Here is a 17,729-nt window from a genome sequence, read left to right on the forward strand (position 1 = left end):
GGTACGACTGAAGGAATCTCACTAGTTATTTATGATTAATTATGCGACTTCTCTCTGCGATCGAAGTGACTATAGAAATTCTTTTTTTTGGTTTAAGGGTAATTTGTGTCTTAGTTAGTCATTAATTAATAGTTATTAAAAAGAGATTGCTTCGTCCTGCGTCCTCGCAATGACAATAGGACGCTTGTAATGACAACCTTAATGTCATTCCGAAGGAGGTACGACTGAAGGAATCTCACTAGTTGTTAATGATTAATTATGTGACTTCTCTCTGCGATCGAAGTGACTATAGAAATTCTTTTTTTTGGTTTAAGGGTAATTTGTGTCTTAGTTAGTCATTAATTAATAGTTATTAAAAAGAGATTGCTTCGTCCTGCGTCCTCGCAATGACAATGGGATGTTTATAATAATAAAAAACACCTCCAAAATTGAAGGTGTTTTTGTTTAAATAATCAAATATTTAGTTTGTTAGTTAACGTATTTAATTAAAGACTACAAAGCATTATCCATAATCTCTTGTACGACTTCTGGATTTAGTAATGTACTAGTATCTCCTAAGTTACTAGTATCTTTACTTGCTATTTTACGTAAAATACGACGCATAATTTTTCCGCTTCGTGTTTTTGGTAATCCATTAGTAAACTGAATTTTATCCAACTTAGCAATTGGTCCAATTTGTTCGGTAATTAATTGATTGATCTCTTTACGTAAATTGTTATGATCACGTCCTTCACCTGTTTCTTTTAAAGTGACGTAACCATACAATGCATTTCCTTTAATATCATGAGGGAAACCTACAATTGCAGATTCTGCTACTGCTGGATGTTCGTTTATAGCATCTTCAATTGGTGCAGTACCTAAGTTATGTCCTGAAACGATAATCACATCATCCACACGACCAGTAATACGGTAATACCCTACTTCATCTCTTAAAGCGCCATCTCCTGTAAAATACTTGTTATCATAAGCTGAGAAATACGTGTCTTTATAACGTTGATGATCTCCCCAAATAGTACGCGCCATACTTGGCCAAGGGAATTTTATACAAAGTCTACCATCTACTTGATTGCCTTTTATTTCTTGTCCATGCTCATCCATTAATGCAGGTTGAATTCCGATGAATGGAAGCGTCGCATAGGTTGGTTTTGTTGGCGTAGCAAACGCAATTGGCGTTATCATAATACCTCCTGTTTCAGTTTGCCACCAAGTATCTACAATTGGCGATTTTTTCTTTCCTACGTTATCATCATACCAGTGCCAAGCTTCTTCATTAATTGGTTCACCAACAGTACCTAACACTTTTAAAGATGATAAATCGTGTTTTTCTAAGTGGTCTACACCTTCTTTTGCTAATGCACGAATAGCTGTTGGTGCTGTATAGAATTGGTTAACTTTATGTTTTTCCACTATTTCCCAGAAACGACCAAAATCTGGATAACTTGGTACTCCTTCAAACATTACGGTTGTTGCACCGTTACATAATGGTCCGTAAACAATGTAACTATGTCCTGTAATCCAACCTATATCTGCCGTACACCAATACACATCTTTTTCTTTATATTGAAACACATTTTTAAACGTATACGCCGTATATACCATATAACCTGCAGTGGTATGTACCATGCCTTTTGGTTTACCTGTAGAACCTGAAGTATATAGGATGAATAACGGATCTTCTGCATTCATAATTTCTGGTTCACATTCGTGATAAGCGTCGTCTAACAAAGGTTGTAACCAATGGTCACGACCATCTTTCATATTAATATCGCTATTAATGCGTTTTGCAACTAATACGCTATCTACACACTCACATTCATTTAAAGCTTCGTCAACAATACCTTTTAAATCAATAGTTTTTGATCCACGGTATGATCCATCACTTGTAATGACCATTTTACATTCTGAATCATTAATACGTGTTGCTAATGCTGTAGATGAAAATCCTGCAAACACAACAGAATGAATTGCACCAATACGTGCACAAGCTAATACTGAAATGGCTAATTCTGGAATCATCGGTAGATAAATACAAACGCGATCGCCTTTACCAATACCTTTATCTTTTAGTACATTGGCAAACTTACATACGCGCTCATGTAACTCGCGATACGTAATATGCTCTGCTGGATCTTTTGGATCGTTAGGTTCAAAAATAATAGCGGTTTTATCGCCACGTGTATATAGATGTCTATCTATGCAGTTTTCGGTAATATTTAGTTGTGCACCTTCAAACCATTTTACTTCTGGTTTGGTAAAATCCCAACTTAAAACATTATCCCATTTTTTACGCCACATAAAATGTTCTTCGGCAATTTCTTCCCAAAAAACTTCGGGATTTCTAACTGATTTACGATAGACTTGGTAGTATTCTTCTAAGTGTTTTATATGATAATTACTCATAATGCTTATATATTAATTTAGTTTTGTTTTAATTTAATGAATCCCAATATGATGGGTTTCGTAAACGGTTTTTATTTCATCTATAATTGCTACATCATCAATGGTTGATGGTATGTTATACTGCTGTTCGTCTGCTATATTTCTTAGTAATTTACGAAGAATTTTTCCACTTCTTGTTTTTGGTAAACGGTTAACTACTAAGACATCTTTAAATGATGCTACTGCATCAATTTCATGACGTACATCTTGAATGATTTCTTTTTGAATACTTTCATGATTTGTAGCTTCTCCTGATTTTAAAACGACTAACCCTAATGGTTTTTGTCCTTTTAAATCGCAGTGTACACCAAATACAGCACATTCGGCAACCGATTTATGAGAGGCTACAATTTCTTCCATTTCGGCAGTAGATAATCTGTGACCAGCAACGTTTATAATATCGTCTACTCTACCTGTAATAAACACGTAACCATCTTCGTCTTTATAACCACCATCGCCAGAAAAATAATACCCTGGAAATTTGTTTAAATATCCTGATTTAAAACGTTCTGTGTTTCCCCATAAATTCATTAATGTTCCTGGTGGTAATGGTAATTTGGCAGCAACATAACCTTCTACACCTGCTTCTACTTCGTGACCTTCTTCATTTAAAATTTGAATATCATAACCACTTACCGGAAAGCTTGCCGATCCTGGTCTTACTTCTTGTAATTGTACACCAACCATATTAGCTAACATTGGCCAACCGCTTTCGGTTTGCCACCAGTGATCAATCACAGGAACGTTTAATTTTTCGTGCGTCCATGTTAGTGTTGCTACATCACAACGTTCACCAGCTAAGAACTGATATTTTAAGCATGATAAATCAAAACGCTTTATCATCTGCCCGTCTGGATCTTCTTTTTTAATCGCTCTAATAGCTGTTGGCGCTGTAAACATCACTTTTACATTATGCTCGCTAATAACACGCCAAAAGGTAGAAGCATCTGGTGTTTTTATTGGCTTACCTTCAAATAAAATAGTGGTATTTCTGTTTAATAATGGCGCATAAACAATGTAACTATGTCCTACGACCCAACCAACATCACTTGCTGCCCAATAAGTATCACCTTCGTCTACACCGTACACATATTTCATAGAGAATTTTAACGCAGTAGCATAACCACCTGTATCTCTAATAATTCCCTTTGGTTTTCCAGTTGTTCCTGAAGTATATAAAATATAAGAAGGATGTGTTGCTGGTAATGCAATAGCCTCTACAGATTCTGAATTATTGACTAATGTTTGATAGTCTACATCATAATCTTTTTTAGGAATATCTACACCTTGACCTCTATCAAACACAATAACATGTTCTGGTTTGCTTTCGGATTGTATAATAGCTTCATCAACAAATGGTTTGTAAGGAATGATACGTTGTATTTCAATGCCATTTGATGCGGTAATGACTGCTTTAGGTTTACAATCGTCTATACGAATAGCCAATTCATGCGGAGCAAAACCACCAAAAACAACTGAGTGTATTACACCAATTCTTACACAAGCCAACATCGCATATAATGCTTGTGGAATCATAGGCATATAAATAATACAGGTATCTCCTTTTTTAAGTCCTAAGCTTTGCAGTCCGCCAGCTAATTTAGAGACTTCTTCATGTAATTGATTAAAGGTAATGTGTTGCTTGGTATGCGTCACAGGCGAATCGTAAATAATGGCATCTTGATCACCAAAACCATCTTTAATATGTTTGTCTATACACAGATAACTTAAGTTAAGTTCTCCATCTTCAAACCATTGATAATAATCATGTTGGTCTTTAGACAAAATGGTTTCTGGCTGTTTAAACCATTCTAATTGTTGCGCTTGTTCTTTCCAGAATTGTTCTGGATGTTCTATACTTTTTTTATAGAAATCTTGATATGGCATGATTACGCTTTTTTAGAGTTAAAAAGACCGAACCAATTAGGATTAAGCACTTTAAGTTTTATCAATGCCCAAATAATAGCCACAAAGGATAAACCAACTACAATAGATAATATTGGTGTTACAATAGTTTGGCTTTGCCATTTAAATCTTAGGTACAAAGTAGCAACAACGTAGATACAAATGATTATATCTGATGCTAAAGGATTGATGCGAAGTTTCATTGTCTTTATATTTTAATTAAATACTTGTTTGTTTGCACACAAAACCAATATTTAATTAGTCCTATTAAGACTAACGCTTATGTTGTTAAGCGACAAGTTCCATTATTTCTGAAACTATTTTTTTTACTGAAAAAGGCTTAGTTAAATACTTGTCTGCACCTAGGGTTAATCCTTTTTCAATATCTGACGCTTTATTTTTAGCGGTTAAAAAAACCACTTTTATATCTTTTAATTTTTCGTCTGATTTTATATGAAATAATGTTTGATAACCATCTACATTAGGCATCATTATATCTAACAAAATAACATCTGGCTTTTGTGTTTTTAATATCTCTAACGCCTCACTTCCATCTCTTGCAATATACACTTCAAAGTCATGTTTTTTAAAGGTATACTCTAACGACATCACTATGTTAGGCTCATCGTCTACAATTAAAATCTTCTTCTTCATATAAAAATGTGGTACAATTTACTTAAAAGGTAGCGTAAAAACAAGACTTGCGCCATTTTTTAACCCTTTTTTAGCCCAAATCTTTCCGTGATGTTTTTCTACGATTTGTTTTGTAATCGCCAATCCTAATCCGCTTCCTTGTGGTTTTATGGTATTTTGGTGTTGCGATTGGTAAAATTTATCAAAGATATAATCATGATCTTCTTCTGGTATTCCTTTACCATTATCACTCACCGATATCTCTAAAAAATGATTACATAGCTTATAATCTACAACTATTTCTCCTCTCTTAGGCTCGCAAAACTTTAATGCATTAGATAACAGATTTGTAAGCACTTGCAGAATACGATCTTCATCATAATGTAAATAAAAATGATGCTGATTTTTATTAATAATATGCACCTCTTTTTTAGCTGCAATCTGCTTTAAACTAGAAATTGCTTTTGCTATGGTTACATGAATATCCTGACGGCTAATATCTAAATTTAAACGTCCTGTTTCTAGCTTTTCAAAATCTAAAATGTTATTGATTAAACGTCCTAAACGATCTGAATCTTGAAGTATATTTTTTAAAAACTGTTGCTTCATGTCTTTAGGCATATCATCGTCTTCATCCATCAATAATTCAGTAGCGGCACGTATACCTGTTATTGGTGTTTTAAGCTCGTGAGCAACGGTATCTAAAAATTCGTCTTTCTGTCTGTCTTTTACAATCAACTCGTTATTGGCTTGTTTAAGTTGTGATGACAATTGTGATAACTCTTGCGATTTTTCTATAAGAATTTTATTGTTGACAATGTTTTCTTTAGATTCTTCTAATATTTTAAGTACTTCGACCAAACTAATTTGTTCTTCTTTCACCACACTAGCAATCAAAATTTTAGCAGAAGCCGATCCAATACTACCTGTTAATAGTTTTTCTGAAAAGTTAATTAAACGTGCATCTGCCAATTGCGTGTCTTGAGGTAGCTTGTATTTTGTAAAAAAGATGTTTAAAGCACGATTGGCTCTGTTTTCACCTAAAAAACGTATCAACACATTTTTAATGTCATTAACGTAAGCTTCACCTTTCCAAACTAAGGCGCTATCTTGCAACGTGGTAAAGTTTTTACTATCTACATACATTTCGGCGTAGTTTCGTTCTCTATAATTTCCTTTATAAATTAAAGAAAACACTAAGTAACACAATAGGTTAAAACTTATACTCCAGAAAAATGCGTGAGCTGGCGGACTTAAAAAATCTAAACCAAATAATGCGTAAGGTTTTAATGCTTCAATACCGAAAAGACCAAATTGTGCAAAGCTATCATTACCAGTAAATGCATCTAATGTAAACGGTAATACTAGAGTATATAATACGATAGAAACACCTACAATCATCCCAATAATAGCTGCTCTTGCCGAGCCTCGATTCCAATATAAACCTATAAAAAACGAAGGTGCTAATTGCGAAATAATAGTAAATGAAATTAACCCAATAGAATACAACGACAACTCTTTTGAAAACGACACGTAAAAGAAATACGCAAAAATAATTATAGAAAATATTGAAATACGTCTAATATTCTTGATGTACTTAGAGTTACGTTCTGGTTGGTTTTTTATGAATTTATCTAAGAAACCATAAGGAATAATCAAGTTGTTACTAACCATGGTAGACAATGCTAAAGTTGATACAATTACCATAGAAATAACTGCTGAAAACCCTCCTAAAAACACAAGTGTTGCTAAAAAAGAATGTCCTTGTTCTAATGGTAAAAATAAAGTGAAATATTCGGCGTTTTGAGTATTCCCGAAGGTTAATTTTCCTGCCCAAGCTATAAAAATCACAAAAACATTAAAAAGCAACAAGTACAACGGAAACATCCAAATGGCTTGTTTTAAGTGCTTTTCGCGATTGTTTTCTAACACCGAAACCTGAAACTGTCTTGGTAATAAAAAAATAGCCATAAACGATAATCCCATAGTAAAAGCCCAATTAAAACCTTCTTCTAAACTACCAATGGTTGTTAATGGTTTTAAATCGTCAATTGCTGAAATCTTGTTATAAATATCTGAAGTTCCGCCAAATAAATAATACGTAGCATAGACACCAATCACTAAAAAGAATAAAAGTTTTAGAATAGACTCAAAAGCCACAGAAGCTATAATCCCTTTATGTTTCTCGGAAGCATCCGTGTTTTGTGTACCAAAAAACGTGGCAAAAACAGCTAATAGCAAAGCCACATAAAATGTAGAATCATCTATAATTGATGTTGAAATATAGCTGGTATCATCAGACATAATTTCAAAAGTTTCAGAAACTGCTTTTAACTGTAAAGAAATGTAAGGCAATGTTCCTATCAAACAAATTGCAGTTACTAATGCGCCTAAAAATCGATTGTTTCCGTATCGTAAAGAGATAAAATCTGCAATAGATGAAATTTTATGTTGTTTAGAAATACGGATGATTTTCCGCAATACCACAATCCACAATGGAGCTGCAATAACAGGACCTAAATAAATGGGTAAAAAGTTAATACCAGAATTAGCAGCAATACCAATACTTCCATAATATGTCCAAGCTGAGCAATAAACTGCTAAAGATAAGGTGTATACATAAGGGTTGTTCACCCATTTACTCTGACGCTTTTTTTCAGCTATAAAAGCAATGTAAAACAACACTGCTAAATACACGACAATTATGATCACTAACGCATAATTACTCATAATGGCGCTTTAGAACAATAAAAGAAATAACTACTGATAATAGCCAAGTAGAAAAGATAAGCACATAGAAATAAGGAATACCAAACAAATGCCCATCTACATTAAAAATAAGAACAAAAGGCAGATTAAACATTAAAAATAATGCTATGGATAAAACAATCAATTTTTGCTCGTGGCGTTTTTTCATGTAATTTTTAAAAGAGAATACTAATATAAATAAAAATCAGCATTACGAGGTGTAATGCTGATTTTAACTAACTAAATTAAAATATGCTCTTAATTATTTTAAGATAAAGAACAATGTTTTAATGGGAAGAAGCTTCGCCTGCTCCTGATGGAATACGAATGTTTTCCACCATATCTTGAACATCTTGAGGTGGCGCAGGAGTTAATCTTGATACGACTACCGAAACTACTACGTTTATTAGCATTGCAATAGTACCAAACCCTTCTGGAGATGTCCCAAACCACCAGTCTTCTGCAGTACCACCGCCAAACATGTTTAATTTAAATTTCATCATGTAGAATAACATAATTACGATACCTACTACCATTCCTGAGATAGCTCCTTTGCTATTCATACGCTTATCAAAAATACCTAAGATAATCGCTGGGAAGAATGATGCTGCTGCTAGACCAAATGCTAGTGCGACGACAGCTGCCACAAATCCTGGAGGATTAATACCAAAGTAACCAGCAATTAATATAGCTACGAAAATAGATACACGTGCCCAAGTTAATTCACCTTTATCAGAGATATCTGGTTTTAATTGCTTTTTAATTAAATCATGAGATACAGATGTAGAAATTACTAATAGTAAACCTGCTGCTGTAGATAAAGCTGCTGCTAATCCACCAGCTGCCACTAAACCAATTACCCAGTTTGGTAGGTTAGCAATTTCTGGGTTTGCTAATACCATAATGTCTCTATCTACGTATAATTCGTTAGAAGCATCACTAACATTAGCCACCATACGTTGTCCGTATTGACCTCTTTCTTCTGTATATACTGGTTTTTTACCTTCTAAAGCGTTACCAGCAACATATTGAATTTTTCCATCTCCATTTTTATCTGCCCATGCTATTAATCCAGTATTTTCCCAATTTTTAAACCATTCAGGAATTTCAGAGTATTCTTTATTACTTACTGTTTCGATTAAGTTAGTTCTAGAGAATACAGAGATTGCAGGTGCAGTTGTATAAAGAATAGCAATTAATAATAATGCGTATCCTGCAGATTTACGTGCATCTTTTACTTTTGGCACCGTAAAGAAACGAACAATTACGTGCGGTAATCCAGCAGTACCTGTCATTAATGCTAAAGTAATAGCAAATACATCCCAAGTACTTTTTGTTCCGCTAGTATATTCGTTAAAACCAAGTTGTGTATGTAGTGCATCTAATTTGTCAAGTAAAAATTCACCACCTTCAACAGTTCCACCCATTCCTATTTGAGGTATGATATTTCCTGTCATTTGCATAGAGATGAAAAACGCTGGTACCATAAACGCAAAGATTAATACACAATACTGTGCAACTTGCGTGTATGTGATTCCTTTCATTCCTCCTAATAAAGAGAATACTAAAACCACAGCCATACCGATAACTACTCCTAAGTTAATATCTACTTGTAAAAATTGTGAAAATACAATACCTACACCTCGCATTTGTCCTGCAACGTAAGTAAATGATACAATTAAAGCACAAATAACCGCTACTGTACGTGCTGTGTTAGAATAATATCTATCACCAATAAAATCTGGCACAGTAAACTTACCAAACTTACGTAGATAAGGTGCTAAGAGCAAGGCTAGAAGTACATATCCACCAGTCCAACCCATTAAATATACTGAGCCATCATAACCAGCAAACGAAATAATACCAGCCATACTTATAAAAGAAGCTGCACTCATCCAGTCTGCTGCTGTAGCCATACCGTTTGCTAACGGAGAAACACCACCACCAGCAACGTAAAATTCTTTTGTTGAGCCTGCTCTAGCCCATATTGCAATTCCGAAATATAGAGCAAAAGATAGCCCTACTAATAACCATGTCCATACTTGTACACTCATAATGTTTTTTTGTTTTTAGTTTAGTTAAGGCTTACTCGTCGAAACCGTATTTTTTATCTAATTTGTTCATCAATCTTACGTAAACGAAAATGAGAATTACGAATACATAAATAGATCCTTGTTGTGCAAACCAGAACCCTAGTTTAAATCCGCCAAGTCTTATTTCATTTAAAGCATCTTTAAAAAGGATTCCGCATCCGTAAGACACTATAAACCAAATAGAAAGCAGTATAATTAAATACTTTAAGTTTTCTTTCCAGTACGCTGTTGCGTGTTGTTGTTTATCAGACATAATGTTCTTTAGTTATAATTAGTTTTTTATAGATAAATCATTGCTTGAAGCGTTAATCCGCTTGTATCTGTACTACCAAATTTTTGGTTTTTATACTCAAGTGTTAATTTTGAATTGTGACCACTCATATATGCATTAACTCCAATACCTAATGTATTCATATCATCATTAACAGCATCATAAGTATTATTACCATAAGACACATATGGTTGGAATCGTGTTTTTGTTTTATCTCCTGCAAAAACGTAACCTACATGACCGTATAACATACTTCCTGTACCGTAAGCACTGTAAAGATAATCTTTGCCATAATCATTAGATTGATATGTAGCATATGCAGTTAAAGCACTACCGTCTTCTCCTAAAGGAGCATCATAAAAAGCATCAACAGCAAAAATAGCTACATCCTCACCTTGTAAATCAGGTATTGTTAATGTGCCTGCATCTATAACAGAGCCATTAGGATGTAAGAAGAAACCAGCTCCTACATTGAAAACCTTTTTGCCTCCTAAGTAAGTACCTACTTTATATGGTAAAAAGTTAGATTCTTGATCTAAAAAGTTATATTCAAAATATCCTGCATAAGCTTTTCCTGAATCTTTAGATCCTAAAATACTTCTTCCATTATACACTGCAGCACCACCTGCATCTGGTGTTCTTGCATCCAAAGTTGAAGCTGTCACATCATTAATAGCAACACGATATTGAAGTTTACCAAATTTTCCTTTAGCAAAAACACCTACGTGTCTCGCAAATTGATCCGATAATCCTATTGTTGCCCATGATTGACGGTTGTTATCTAATGTCATCATATTTAATGTACTTTGATTATTTAACCTAGAAATACCATTAAAATAATGTAAACCACCGCCGACAGAATGATCTTTTGCAATATTATACTGTGCCCATACATCATGCATGAACAACTGAGAACCTTCACCCTTACCTGTTGGGCTCATGGAACCACTATTAAGACTATTAAGCCCGAAGTGAGTTAATATTAAAAATTTGTCTGTAATTTGCGAGAACATTAAAACACGTGCACGACGTAAATTGAAGTTTAATGCACTTGCATCTGTTGCGGGATCAAAATTATAACCTGCTTGCATTTGAGCCCAAGAAATAACACGTAGATACTTATTACCTTCTTCGTCAAATTTTACTTTTAATCCTCCATTATAATCTGGCGAACCTTGAGCATTCATAAATTGAAAGGACATAAAGAATAGTCCAATCCATAAAAGAGTTTGTTTTCTCATAATTTTAAAGAGTTAGTTAGTGAATAAATTAAAATATTGGTTTTGTGTGCACTACTAAACTCTAAAAAAGTATGTGTTAACAGAAAATTAATATATTAATCTGTTAAATAATTATACTAATCCTTAAAACGTTCCCATTTTATTAGCATAAATTTATCCCCAAGCTCTGTGACAACAACACCAGCACCTTTAATATTTTCGGTTTTTTGAAAGTAATTCCCTAATTCTGTTGCGTTTAAAATTTTATACGTTGGGTGATAATTAGAATTATATGGTCGTTTGATGTTGTATTTTTTTACCCAGTTCATAATACTTACGTGAGAAACACCTAAAATACGTTCGATCTCTCTATAGGTTAATCCTTCTAAATATAGCTGTAAAGACTTATTTACATAATAGTCGTCAATCTTCTTACCTATCTTATTTACCGAAAAAAAATAGTTACATTTTTTACACTTATAACGTTGTCTTTCGTTTACAATTCCACTTTTTATATAGTGGTCAGAACCACAATTTGGACACAAATCGATCTTCATATATATTATTTTAGCATAAATATATTAATTTAGCGAATATAAATTGATAAAAACTTCAAATTTTTATCAACTAATCAATTAAAACACTAAAAAAATATGGACTTGATAGATATTTACACCTAAAATTATAGATAAAACAAAACCCTGTAATAAAATATCACAGGGTTTTGTTTTAGTTTAAGGTTAACTATTAAATTATTATACTTTTGGATTAAAATGTGCGTCTTCTTCTTGCGTTAATATACGCGAGTGAATTATAAAACGTATTCCTAAAGGAATTTCTAAAGAAAAACTTGCACCTCTACCTTCAGTAATATCTATAGTTAAATGTGTATGTTTCCAATATTCAAATTGATCTTTATTCATATAAAAAGGCACACCTTGTATATCTCCAAGATGTATATCACTTTCATCTAAATACATATCCTCTTTTTCAAAAATCATTGGTGCAGAGCCATCACAACATCCGCCACTTTGATGAAAAATCAAATCGCCATGTTTTTCTTTCAGCTGATTAACAATCGCTTTTGCTTGTTCTGTTATATCTATTCTTTGCATATCTATAAATTTAATAAAAAAGGCTGAATTAATTAAATCCAGCCTTTTTCCGCTATTATAAATTTCTATATACTAAAAGAAACCTAACTTATTCTTATCGTAAGAGATAAGCATGTTTTTAGTTTGACGGTAGTGACTCATCATCATTTGATGGTTTTCTCTACCAAAACCAGATTTTTTGTATCCTCCAAATGGCGCATGTGCTGGATAAGAATGGTAACAATTTACCCAAACGCGACCTGCTTTTATAGCTCGTGGTATTTGGTATAGTTGGTGTGCATCACGTGTCCAAACACCAGCACCTAAACCGTAAAGTGTATCGTTAGCAATCTCTAAAGCTTCAGCTTCGTCTTTAAATTTGGTTACGCAAACTACTGGTCCAAAAATTTCTTCTTGGAAGACTCTCATTTTATTATGACCTTCTAGAATGGTTGGTTGGATAAAGAATCCGTTGCCTAAATCGCCTTCTTTATTAGCGTCACCACCACAAAGAACTTTAGCTCCTTCTTCTTTTCCTATTTTTATATAAGATTGAATTTTTTCGTATTGATCATTAGAGGCTTGCGCACCAACCATACAATCTGTACTGTAAGGACTAGTTTGTACAATTGCTTTGGTACGCGCCACAACACGCTCCATAAACTTATCGTAAATATCTTCTTGTACTAAAATACGAGATGGACAAGTACATACTTCACCTTGATTAAAAGCAAATAAAACTGCACCTTCTATAGCTTTATCTAAGAAAGCATCATCATGATCCATAACCGAATTAAAGAAAATGTTAGGCGACTTTCCTCCTAATTCCATAGTTACAGGATTTAGATTCTTTGATGCATACTGCATAATTAGTTGTCCTGTAGTTGTTTCTCCTGTAAAAGCTACTTTATCAACACGAGAACTTGATGCTAATGGTTTACCAGCTTCTGGTCCAAAACCGTGAATGATATTAATCACACCTGGAGGAAATACATCTGCTATTTTTTCCATTAACAAAGTGGCAGAAGATGGTGTTTGTTCTGCTGGTTTTAATACCACGCAGTTACCAGTTGCTAATGCTGGTGGCAACTTCCAAGACAACATTAATAATGGGAAATTCCATGGAATAATTTGTCCAACGACACCAAGTGGCTCTTTAATATTCATGGATAAGGTGTTTTGATCTAACTCTGTTGCACTACCTTCTTCTGCACGAATACAAGATGCAAAATAACGCCAATGGTCTGCAGATAAAGGTACATCTGCATTTAAAGTTTCACGAATTGGCTTACCATTATCACAAGTTTCAACTAACGCAAATTCTTCTAAGTTAGCTTCAATAATATCTGCTACCTTATTTAAAAGATTAGCACGTTCGGTTGCAGAAGTGTTTCCCCAAGCTTCTTTTGCTGAGTTGGCTGCATCTAAAGCAAGTTCTACATCTTCTTTTTGAGATCTTGGGTATTTTGCAATTAAAGACTTATCTATTGGCGATGTGTTTTCAAAATACTCGCCTCCAACAGGCTCTACAAACTTTCCGTTTATAAAGTTGCCATAGGATTCTTTAAATTTTGGTTTAGAGTAACTCATAGTTATTAATTTAGATTATTAGTTATTATTTAGTTTTCAACTATTACTTATTAATAATGTAACATTGGTAGTTTTTACTTTATTAAAATGAATAATTAGTAATTTTTGTAAAGTTATTTTGTTACATTCTTAAATTATTGAACATATTTATTATATTGTTGCACAATCCTATTATTAAGTATTTTTTAAGATACATTTTTGTATTATTGGGTATGAGTCATTTATTAAGTCAGCATAGAAAACATAGAAAATTAACTACGCTTGTAGAAAACAGAACGACTTACAATGCAGAGTTTGCAGAGTTGAATATTTATGAAACTCATCAATATGCAGAGCAAGTGTCTTTGACTTTTGACTTTCCTATTATTGCAAGTATGCTTACAGGTAAAAAAGTGATGCATATTGAAGGTATGCCGTCTTTTGATTTTTATCCAGGTGAATCTGTTGTTATGCCTACTAACAAAGAAATGGTGATTGATTTTCCTTTGGCAAAAGAAGATGATCCTACGCAATGTTTGGCATTAGGTATTGATAGCACTAAAATTACTGAAGTGGTTGATAAATTTAATCATCACGTAAGTATTGAAAACGAGAACAATACTTGGTCTATAGACCAAAACACCAACCACTTAACAAATAATGAAGAAGTAAACCACTTAATAAAACGCTTAGTACACACCTTTACCAATAACAATACTTCTAAAGATGTGCTTTTGGATTTGATGTTGCAAGAATTGATTGTTAGGTTATTACAAACCAAAGCCAAAACCTTACTATTAAGTGATCAAAATATGTTTAATGACACCAGAATTGGCATGGTCATTAATTACATTAAACAAAACTTAACCAATAAAGATATTACCGTAGATTTACTTGCTAAAAAGGCTTGTATGAGTACGTCACACTTTCATAAAAAGTTTAAAAACACCTTAGGTATCTCTCCTATTGATTATATTAATTCTGAAAAAATAAAATTTTCTAAAAAACTAATTAAAGCATCTAAAGACCTAAGAATATCTGAAATTGCCTTTAAAGCTGGATTTAATAATACTAGTTATTTTAATAGGCAGTTTAAAAAAATGGAAATGATGACGCCAGCACAGTTTAAAAAATCTGTTAGTCAATAATTTACTGTATTGTTTTTACGTAACGTTTTACTTCTTTCATCACTTTTGGTGCCAATAATAGTGTTGCTGTCATCGTTGGTATTGCCATTAATGCAAATACACCGTCAATTAAATTAATCATTAAGCTTAATGATGTTGTTGCACCAATAATTATACTTAAAATATAAAAATAATTATAGTAGTGTTGATGCTTTGCTCCTATTAAAAACGATAAACATTTACCGCCGTAATACGCATAAGAAAACAAGGACGAAATACTAAATACAGCAATACAAGCCATAAGCAAATATTTACCATAAATAGGCATAGCATTACTAAAAGCCGATGCAGTTAAACTAACACCGTTTGCGTCTGTTGTTTTCCAAACACCAGTAACAAGAATAGCAAGAGCTGTTAATGTACAAACCACCAACGTATCTATTGCTGGTCCCATCATAGCTACCAAACCTTCACGAATGGGTTGATTGGTTTTTGCTGCACCATGTGCTAAAGGTGCTGTACCAATACCTGCTTCGTTACTAAATGCACCACGTTTTATTCCTAAAATAATTAATGTACCTACTACACCGCCAAATAAAGCATCTTCTTTAATGAAACTTGCTGTAAAGGCATCGGTAAAAATAAGTTTGAAATAATACGGAACACTTTCTATATTAACAATTAAGATAAAGAATACTAACACAAAATATAGTATGACCATGCTAGGTACTAATTTTGAAGTGACTTTACTAATTCTATTTAAACCACCTAAAATAACCACTGATGTAATTGCTACTAAAACCAAACCAATAATTAAATTTGAAGTAAAATCAACCTCAAATCCGTTTGGGATCAGTACAATATCATTAATAGCTTGTGTTAATTGATTGACGTTAAAAACAGGCAACGCACCAATTAATCCGCAAAGACTAAAAAAGACCGCTAAAGGTTTCCAAGATTTGCCCAAACCTTCAACTATAAAATACATAGGTCCGCCTTGCGTTTTACCTTCACTATCTTTTCCTCTAAACATGATGGCCAAACTAGAGGTGAAAAATTTTGTAGACATACCAATAATAGCACTAATCCACATCCAAAATACAGCTCCTGGTCCACCAAAAGCAATTGCAACTGCTACACCTGCAATGTTTCCCATGCCAATGGTAGAAGATAATGCTGTTGTTAAAGCTTGAAAATGTGTGATATCACCTTCGTCTAACTCGTTATCATATTTGCCTTTTAGCACATCAATAGCATGTCTAAAGTATCTAAATGGTAAAAATCTGGATAGAATTAAAAGGTATAATCCGCCACCTGTTAAGAGAATTAATAACGGAAATCCCCAAACCGCAGAAGAAAACGCTTCTACCCAAGTATTGATCTGTTTATACATGCTAACTGTTTTGATTAGTAAATATACATATATTTGTAATCTAATAACTAATGACCGCTTTGAAACCAACACGTCTTTTTTTCTTAGATGCCGTACGTGCGTTTGCCATTTTAATGATGTTGCAAGGTCATTTTATTGACACACTTTTAGACCCAATTTACAGAGATAAAACCAATATAGCTTATACTACTTGGGAATATTTTAGAGGCATTACAGCACCAACTTTTTTTACCATAACGGGTTTAGTATTTGTTTTTTTGCTATTGCGTGCAAAAGCTAAAAATGAAGATAAATACCGTATAAAAAAAGGCTTTAACAGAGGTTTATTATTGATTGGTATTGGATATGCGTTACGGTTTTCGTTTTTAAGCTTATTTAAAGGCGAAATTAATATGTACTTTATTGTTATTGATGTCTTACAATGTATTGGTCTGTCTTTAATTTTAATTATTGGTCTTTACCTGATTACCTTAAAAAACGAAACTGTTTTTGCGCTTTTAATGCTAATTATTGGCAACATTATTTTTATAACCGAACCATTATATCGCACACTTCACATAGAAGGTATTCCTAAATTTTTAGCTAACTATTTAACCAAAGAAAATGGTTCTGTATTTACCATGATACCGTGGTTTGGTTATGTCTGTTTTGGCGCTTTTATAGCTGTTTTGTTTCATAAATTTGGTCACAAATACCGCTATAAACAATTTAAAATCACTGGGTTTTTAGTGGTTGGCTTTATATTAGTTTTTTGGTCATCACCTTTTTTAACCTTTATAACTCAAATTACTGGTATACAACTTTTTGACGATAGCGCCAACTATAATTATTTGTTTACTAGATTAGGTAATGTATTGGTTATTTTTGGGCTATTTTACACCTTTGAGCGGTATTTAAAACAAGCCGTTATCACCAAAATAGGGCAAAAAACCTTGTCTATTTATGTTATCCACTTTATTATCATTTATGGTAGTTTTACTGGTATTGGGTTAAAGCATTTCTTTTACAAATCACTAACACCAATACAAGCTATTATTGGTGCTATTTTATTTATGGTTGTAGTGTGTTTTATTTCTTTTCATTACGCCAAAACCAATAAGTTTATTTATAAATGGATGCGTAAGGCTTATGAGCGTTTAACAGGATATTAAAAAATAAAACACTGTTAGTCAAAAACTTAAAAACACACTACTCAAATTGAGTATTTAAGCTTTATAAAATTATTAGTATTTTGGGA

Annotated in this window: 15 protein-coding genes; 2 read left to right on the top strand and 13 right to left on the bottom strand. The window is 33.1% G+C overall.

What is annotated here, in order from left to right; translation table 11 throughout:
- Positions 1–492: 492 nt before the first annotated feature.
- The 12 genes from acs to WA327_RS12550 form a co-directional block, all read right to left on the bottom strand.
- Positions 493–2,400, bottom strand: a complete 1,908-nt coding sequence (gene acs / locus WA327_RS12495; protein ID WP_336070246.1) for an acetate--CoA ligase — start codon at positions 2,398–2,400, stop codon at positions 493–495.
- 33 nt (positions 2,401–2,433) lie between these two features.
- A complete protein-coding gene (locus WA327_RS12500; protein ID WP_336070247.1) occupies positions 2,434–4,326 on the bottom strand; it encodes an acetate--CoA ligase in 1,893 nt (630 codons plus the stop codon).
- Between the two features lie 2 nt (positions 4,327–4,328).
- A complete protein-coding gene (locus WA327_RS12505; protein ID WP_336070249.1) occupies positions 4,329–4,547 on the bottom strand; it encodes a hypothetical protein in 219 nt (72 codons plus the stop codon).
- An 85-nt stretch (positions 4,548–4,632) separates the two neighbouring features.
- Complete coding sequence (locus WA327_RS12510; protein ID WP_336070250.1) at positions 4,633–4,998, bottom strand: response regulator; 366 nt, start codon at positions 4,996–4,998, stop codon at positions 4,633–4,635.
- Between the two features lie 18 nt (positions 4,999–5,016).
- Positions 5,017–7,707: a sensor histidine kinase gene (locus WA327_RS12515; RefSeq protein ID WP_336070252.1), complete on the bottom strand. Its 2,691-nt coding sequence runs from the start codon at positions 7,705–7,707 to the stop codon at positions 5,017–5,019.
- Positions 7,700–7,894 (bottom strand): hypothetical protein, encoded by a 195-nt coding sequence (locus WA327_RS12520; RefSeq protein WP_304141359.1) that lies wholly within the window; start codon positions 7,892–7,894, stop codon positions 7,700–7,702. Before WA327_RS12520 ends, WA327_RS12515 begins: the two co-directional genes overlap by 8 nt.
- Positions 7,895–8,012: 118 nt before the next feature.
- Positions 8,013–9,779, bottom strand: a complete 1,767-nt coding sequence (locus WA327_RS12525) for a sodium:solute symporter family protein (protein WP_336070256.1) — start codon at positions 9,777–9,779, stop codon at positions 8,013–8,015.
- A 31-nt stretch (positions 9,780–9,810) separates the two neighbouring features.
- Entirely contained in the window at positions 9,811–10,071 is a 261-nt protein-coding gene (locus WA327_RS12530) for a DUF4212 domain-containing protein (protein ID WP_304141355.1), read from the bottom strand.
- Between the two features lie 26 nt (positions 10,072–10,097).
- Complete coding sequence (locus WA327_RS12535; protein ID WP_336070259.1) at positions 10,098–11,330, bottom strand: hypothetical protein; 1,233 nt, start codon at positions 11,328–11,330, stop codon at positions 10,098–10,100.
- Between the two features lie 116 nt (positions 11,331–11,446).
- The gene (locus WA327_RS12540) at positions 11,447–11,866 is read right to left on the bottom strand and encodes a terminase gpP N-terminus-related DNA-binding protein (RefSeq protein ID WP_336070260.1); all 420 of its coding nucleotides are present in this window, start codon (positions 11,864–11,866) and stop codon (positions 11,447–11,449) included.
- A 198-nt stretch (positions 11,867–12,064) separates the two neighbouring features.
- Positions 12,065–12,424 (bottom strand): DUF779 domain-containing protein, encoded by a 360-nt coding sequence (locus WA327_RS12545; RefSeq protein WP_336070262.1) that lies wholly within the window; start codon positions 12,422–12,424, stop codon positions 12,065–12,067.
- 72 nt (positions 12,425–12,496) lie between these two features.
- The gene (locus WA327_RS12550; RefSeq protein WP_336070263.1) at positions 12,497–13,993 is read right to left on the bottom strand and encodes an aldehyde dehydrogenase family protein; all 1,497 of its coding nucleotides are present in this window, start codon (positions 13,991–13,993) and stop codon (positions 12,497–12,499) included.
- Positions 13,994–14,205: 212 nt separating this feature from the next.
- On the opposite strand from WA327_RS12550, the gene WA327_RS12555 reads away from it, so the two are divergent.
- Positions 14,206–15,120 carry an AraC family transcriptional regulator gene (locus tag WA327_RS12555; protein ID WP_336070266.1) on the top strand — a complete coding sequence of 305 codons (915 nt, stop codon included), beginning with the start codon at positions 14,206–14,208 and terminating at the stop codon, positions 15,118–15,120.
- Position 15,121: 1 nt separating this feature from the next.
- Here the strand turns inward: WA327_RS12555 and WA327_RS12560 are convergent, their stop codons facing one another.
- Positions 15,122–16,492, bottom strand: a complete 1,371-nt coding sequence (locus tag WA327_RS12560; RefSeq protein WP_336070268.1) for an alanine/glycine:cation symporter family protein — start codon at positions 16,490–16,492, stop codon at positions 15,122–15,124.
- Positions 16,493–16,542: 50 nt separating this feature from the next.
- Between WA327_RS12560 and WA327_RS12565 the strand changes: the two genes are divergently transcribed.
- A complete protein-coding gene (locus WA327_RS12565) occupies positions 16,543–17,643 on the top strand; it encodes a heparan-alpha-glucosaminide N-acetyltransferase domain-containing protein (RefSeq protein WP_336070270.1) in 1,101 nt (366 codons plus the stop codon).
- Positions 17,644–17,729 lie beyond the last annotated feature (86 nt).

It is taken from the genome of Mesoflavibacter sp. CH_XMU1404-2 (assembly GCF_037029465.1).
Lineage (GTDB): Bacteria > Bacteroidota > Bacteroidia > Flavobacteriales > Flavobacteriaceae > Mesoflavibacter.